This window comes from Methylobacterium nigriterrae, assembly GCF_037106235.1.
GTDB lineage: Bacteria > Pseudomonadota > Alphaproteobacteria > Rhizobiales > Beijerinckiaceae > Methylobacterium > Methylobacterium nigriterrae.
In genome coordinates this window covers 1-5,271 of sequence record NZ_JBAWTG010000217.1, presented here as the reverse complement: position 1 = coordinate 5,271, position 5,271 = coordinate 1, and the positions used below count along the sequence as shown (strand labels likewise).

At 63.2% G+C, this 5,271-nt stretch carries 6 protein-coding genes; 4 read left to right on the top strand and 2 right to left on the bottom strand.

Annotated features, from left to right (window positions below; translation table 11 throughout):
* Positions 1 to 356 precede the first annotated feature (356 nt).
* Both WDW90_RS34595 and WDW90_RS34590 read left to right on the top strand, forming a co-directional pair.
* Positions 357 to 713: a carbonic anhydrase gene (locus WDW90_RS34595; protein ID WP_336492258.1), complete on the top strand. Its 357-nt coding sequence runs from the start codon at positions 357 to 359 to the stop codon at positions 711 to 713.
* A 1,292-nt stretch (positions 714 to 2,005) separates the two neighbouring features.
* Positions 2,006 to 3,232, top strand: a complete 1,227-nt coding sequence (locus WDW90_RS34590) for an IS110 family RNA-guided transposase (RefSeq protein ID WP_336492257.1) — start codon at positions 2,006 to 2,008, stop codon at positions 3,230 to 3,232.
* Positions 3,233 to 3,650: 418 nt separating this feature from the next.
* Here WDW90_RS34590 and WDW90_RS34585 read toward each other — a convergent pair whose 3' ends face one another.
* The gene (locus tag WDW90_RS34585; protein ID WP_336492256.1) at positions 3,651 to 3,860 is read right to left on the bottom strand and encodes a hypothetical protein; all 210 of its coding nucleotides are present in this window, start codon (positions 3,858 to 3,860) and stop codon (positions 3,651 to 3,653) included.
* Between the two features lie 113 nt (positions 3,861 to 3,973).
* Between WDW90_RS34585 and WDW90_RS34580 the strand changes: the two genes are divergently transcribed.
* On the top strand, positions 3,974 to 4,477 hold the full coding sequence (locus tag WDW90_RS34580) for a MarR family winged helix-turn-helix transcriptional regulator (protein WP_336492255.1): 504 nt from the start codon (positions 3,974 to 3,976) through the stop codon (positions 4,475 to 4,477).
* Positions 4,478 to 4,578: 101 nt separating this feature from the next.
* On the opposite strand, the gene WDW90_RS41030 is transcribed toward WDW90_RS34580, so the two are convergent.
* Positions 4,579 to 4,764: a DUF6894 family protein gene (locus WDW90_RS41030; protein ID WP_431311187.1), complete on the bottom strand. Its 186-nt coding sequence runs from the start codon at positions 4,762 to 4,764 to the stop codon at positions 4,579 to 4,581.
* Here WDW90_RS41030 and WDW90_RS34575 point away from each other — a divergent pair.
* Complete coding sequence (locus tag WDW90_RS34575) at positions 4,756 to 4,878, top strand: hypothetical protein (protein WP_336492254.1); 123 nt, start codon at positions 4,756 to 4,758, stop codon at positions 4,876 to 4,878. The genes WDW90_RS41030 and WDW90_RS34575 overlap by 9 nt on opposite strands.
* Positions 4,879 to 5,271 lie beyond the last annotated feature (393 nt).

Genomic DNA, 5,271 nt, shown 5'->3' with positions numbered 1-5,271 from the left:
GGCCTGCGGCGCGCCCGTGATCGCGTGGACCGGCGCAGCGTCAGCGGAAGTTGCTCAACGCTCCCGTGAGGCACTCAGCCGAACACGTCCAACTCGCGCAGCGGCTCGATCTCAGCCTCGGCAGCGGCCCGAGCCTGTGCCTCAGAGGGGTACGGCCTATGAAAGCGACGAAACAGCTTGCCGCGGCCGCGAGAAGCCCAGGTGAAATCTCGGGCTGTGTTACGGCTGGTCCTGATCTGCGGGGGGTAGCGGTGCCGCAGGTTCGCGCTCATGGGTCCGATGTGGCGGGCATAAGCTGAGAGACCTTTCAGGCTGCCAAAGCGTTCTCCTCGCATAAGAAATCCGAGGATACGCCCATGCCCCTGATCAGCCGCCGCAGCTTCGTTGCTTGTGCCTGCTGTGCCTCTCTGGGCAGCTTTGCCGCTCTAAATGGTGGTTCGTGGCGCGCCTACGCCGCTTCCGGTGCCCACACGGATCTCACTCCCGATCAGGCTCTCGCTTTGCTGAAGGAGGGCAATCGCTCCTTCACCACCGATGCTCCCTTCCGGCGCGAGAGCACTGATCGTGACCGGCGCATCGAGATCGCACGCGGTCAGACTGATCGCCGCGTAAACCGCCACACCCTTGTGAGACGACACGTCAGCTCTGCCGAGCCGGCTGCACAGGGCACTCAGCTGTCAAATGTATTCTCGGATACTCAAATTCATCTGTGACGCCGACAGCACATACGGCGCCTGTTCGGTCACTTATCGTACGAGCGAATCAGCTCGACGCTCAGTCGAGATGGACCTCGCACGTTGTCTGCGTACTAAAAAATACAATAATAGCAGTGGCTGGCAATTGGGCGCTTCTTTTCTGCTGGAGATATGAATTCTATGACTAATATCGTTGATTTGTTTGCGCTAAATCTCTGCGACCAAGCATTTGATACCAGAAATAATAGGCGCGATGATCTTATAGAAACGGTCAGCACGGGCCGAATATGTGGGACAGACCAATTAGTGCTTTCAAACGACGCCGCTGCAGGGTCCAACCAGCGTATCGCCAAGCTTGAAGCCCAGCTGGCGATTGCTCAGGATGATATGGCTGAGATGGCACTCCGTATCGGCGCAGCACAGGGGGAGGTCGCCAGCCTGCGAGCTCAGCTGATGGTTACACAAGTCGACCGTGACGCGTGGCGAGCACAAGCTGAACGCCTTCCGGCACCCTTTCCACTGCGTGCTTGGCGCCAGAGGCGTGCGGTTTAAGGTCCGACGACCAAGCGCGTCTCACGCGCGAAGCTGCACAAATTCGCGTAAGCGCCTCTTTAGAACCGACAATCGGCTCCTCCGGAAATGTTTGGAGGACCTTGTTCACTTTTCGTGAGGGCGCGCAGTGGAATGGCAGTTTATCACGCTCCGCAGAGGGCCTCGACGCGCGAGCCAATACTTGCGACGACTGCCTTCAGAAACTCGTCTCCGCGCCTTGAGAGGCCCTTTATGATGGCGCCAAGAAAGAAGGAGGCAATTGCGCTGGATTTGCTCCGCTCAGGCGATGAGCAAATGGAGGTCCTGCTCGCAGGCATCGGCTCCAAGACCCTTGCTGACATGGCCATGAAGGGCTGGGTCACGCGCAGAGCCGACAAATGGGGTCGCCGCCTATGTCAGATCACGCCGGTCGGGCAGGAGGCCCACAAGGCCGCAAAGGACGCCCCGCAGAGTAGCCTGTAGCCTTGGCTCTCCTCGCCGACTGGGCGTTATGCTGCGTGGATCGTCCCGTTATCCGGCATGATGGCCTTCGGTGCCGTCGCGTTCCGCTGATTTTCGGATCGGCGCTATGGTGAGCCCATCCGGGACACGGGGCACCGGGAGCACGTGAGTGCGGGCAGGCCGACGCTTGAACCATGGGCTGCAAGCCCGAGCCGTTATTTGGCCGCCCCTGCGGCTCGCCCGGATGCGCTGTGAGCGCGGATCTGTAGTTGCCGTGTTGCCCGCCAGCTCCCGTGATCAACACACGGAGGCAGGCCATGCGGGTCATAGGATTGGACATTCACCGCGTCTTTGCCGAGGCGGTGATGCTGGAGGACGGCGCAGTCCGGCGTCTGGGCCGGATCGGCATGACGCGCGATCACCTGGCCGCGTTTGCCAAGACGCTGACCTCTGACGATCACGTCGAGGTCGAGGCGACCGGCAACGCGAGCGCAGTCGCGGAGGTGATCCGGCCGCATGTGGGCCGGGTCGTGATCGCCAACCCGCGTCAGGTGCGCCTCATTGCCGAGGCGCGCATCAAGACCGACGTCATCGACGCGACCGTGCTGGCGCGGCTTTACGCTAGCGGCTTCCTGCCGGAGGTCTGGATTCCGGATCAGGCCACGCTCGGCCTGCGCCGGCAGGTGACGCGGCGCATCCAGATCGTGCGGCAGCGAGCACGCCTGAAGACCATCGTGCAGTCGATCCTGCACGCCCACCTCGTGCCTCCCTGTCCCCACGCCGACCTGTTTGGGCCGCGAGGGCGGACCTGGTTGCTGGCCCAGCCGCTCCCTTCTGACGAGAGCGACGCTGTTGCCCGGCATCTGCGCGAGTACGATCGCCTGGGCGACGACCTGAAGGTGGTCGAGCGCGAGTTGGCGCGCGAGGCTCGCGCCGACGCGAACGTCACCCGACTGATGACGATCCCGGGCATCGACATGGTGGTGGCCGTTGGGCTCATCGCCGCGATCGGCCCCATTGAGCGATTTGCCGGCCCGGATCGGCTTGTGGCCTATCTCGCACTGAACCCAAGCGTGCATCAGTCCGGTTCCGGCAAGCCGCGGCACGGGCGCATCACCAAGCAAGGTCGCACGCATGCGCGCTCCATGCTGGTCGAGGCAGCCTGGCAGGCGGTGCGAGGTCCGGGTCCGCTGCGCGCCTTCTTCCAGCGCGTCTCGGCCCGGCGCGGGCCTCACATCGCCGCGGTGGCGGTGGCTCGCAAGCTCGCGGTGATCATCTGGCACCTGCTCACGCGGGGCGAGGACTACGCCTGGGTGCGCCCGGCGCTGCATGCCAAGAAGCTGCGGGAGCTGGAACTGCGCTCGGGCGAGCCGGCTCGGCGCGGCCAGCGGGGCGCGGCCTACGCCTACAACCTGACGCGAACCCGACAGGAGGAGCGGCGGCGCCTCGAGCAGGCGGAGGTCGCCTATCGACGGATGACCGAGGGCTGGAGCCGACGCGGACGGCGGGTGCCCACGGGCGCCGCAAAGGAGGAGCGACTATGAGGACGGCGCGGCCAGGCTTGCACCTCGAACCCGGCTCTTCGTCACGTGGTCACCCGTGGGCTCCAACAAAATAGCACGATCAGCGCCGAAAGGGGCTGTTCAACCTCATCCGTGGGTTCGAGATCGAGTTCTGGCTCGTGGCCGAGCGTGAGCTCAAAGCCGAGCGTGACAAGAAGCAGGCACAAGCGAGTGCTGAGGTCGACGAGGTGCCGTGTGGCTCTTCGAAGAATGAGGCGCCGAGGAGCTGACGCGTCCCAGCTCCATTCATCGACCTGCAGGATGGAGTGCGATCAGCGGGGCCGCCTCAATCGCGCGTGCGCATGGCCGATCGCAGAACACGCATCACATCCAGGGCTCAAGAACGGCCTGAGCGTTATACGCACTCCGCGCTCTCGCGCAGGCGAGAACACCCAAACTCTCACCGAGCCGTGATCGGCCCGACATAGACGACGCGAACCGAGCGCTGCTGCGGGGCCTGCGCCAGACGCGGCTGCGGCAGGGCCGGCTTAGTGACAACCGCAGGAGCGGCCTGGCTCGAAACTGCAGGCACCATCGTGATCAGAGCAGTCAGGCCAATTGAGGCGGCAAGGGTGGCAGCGATGGTGCGGAGGGAGAGTGTGCGCGTCATGTCGTAGCCCCTTGTTCGTTGGTTGACCAATCATTAGAGCACCAACGATTTGGTGGCAAGCGGACATTGCCCTAAGGCTTGGCGCCCGTACGGAACCGGGCTATGGTCCACCCATGAGCCAGAACGACGACATCGTGAGCTTGGACCGGCAGCTTTGCTTCTCCGTCTACAACGCCGCCCATGCCTTCACGGCAGCCTACAAGCCTCTGCTGGAGCCCTTCGGCTTGACCTATCCGCAGTACCTGGTCCTGCTCGCCCTGTGGGAGAAGGACGGGGTGAGCGTGAAGGATCTGGCCGAGCGGTTGCACCTCGACTCGGGCACCCTGACACCACTGCTGAAGCGGCTGCAAACGGCCGGGTACCTCAGCCGCGAACGTGATCCCCAGGACGAGCGCCTGCTTCGGATCGAGCTGACTGAGAAGGGTCAGAGCCTGCGTGGTCCGGTGAGTGCGGCCCGCAAGAGCATTGTCTGTGCGCTCGGTGGATCGGAAGCGCCGATCCAGAAGCTCCGCGAGGACATCGAGGCGATCATCCCGCTCCTGCGCGGCATGTCAGGCAGGCGCGCGGACGCCTCACCCGACGAGGGATCGGATGCGGCCGAGCCCCGGTGCCTTTAGGGTCGATAATCGTCCCCAAATGAGACTGTCTCGATAGCCGGCTGTTTCTGAGTCCGCCTCAGGCTGCAAGGTCCTGCCCGCCTGCTATCGCCGATTGGGCGTTATGGAGCGTCCTCAATCACCGCGAGAAGGGAGGCCGACACGACGCGCTTGCCGCTTCCATCCCGAACGTCCACCCGAATTTGGATGGCATTTTCATTCGCTGGCCTACTAGTTGCGGCTATTCCGGCAAGGGCACGCCGCGCCTCAGTACGAACCGTTTTCAGGTCTGGAAGGTCATGTCCCACATCATCGTGGATGACATCACCATCGTGAATGTCAAAGAAGAACCGTGGCACGCGCTGTCCTACCTGGGTTGGCTGAAGGTACATGCCTTCAGCCCTCAAGCGCCGCCGGAATAGGCTTCCGGAATGAGGAGAGCCGTTGGCGACTGCCTGCGCCCGTACAGGAACGTCCGAGGGCGGTCTTGCTATTGTTGGCCAATCTTACGGTGCTTCATGCCAACGATGGGGGCCGGGAACGCGGACTTTCCGGCTATCGCGTTCCAATAGGGCTTGCCCCTGCGGAACGTTCCAGACCCACTGAGGAGCCGGTCCAAGTGGGTGCTCCTGCGATTTGGAACGTGAACTTGGCCGGCGTCTATGACCTCATTGGAACGCGCATGCGCCCTGCGCATGTCTCGGCTTGTCCGTTGGGGTATGCCCATACAGACAGCAGGAGGAGTCCAAGAAATCCCGTCCGCAAGGCTTGGATCCGATCAGCGGGCAATCTTCCTTTCGAACATCACCCCAAAG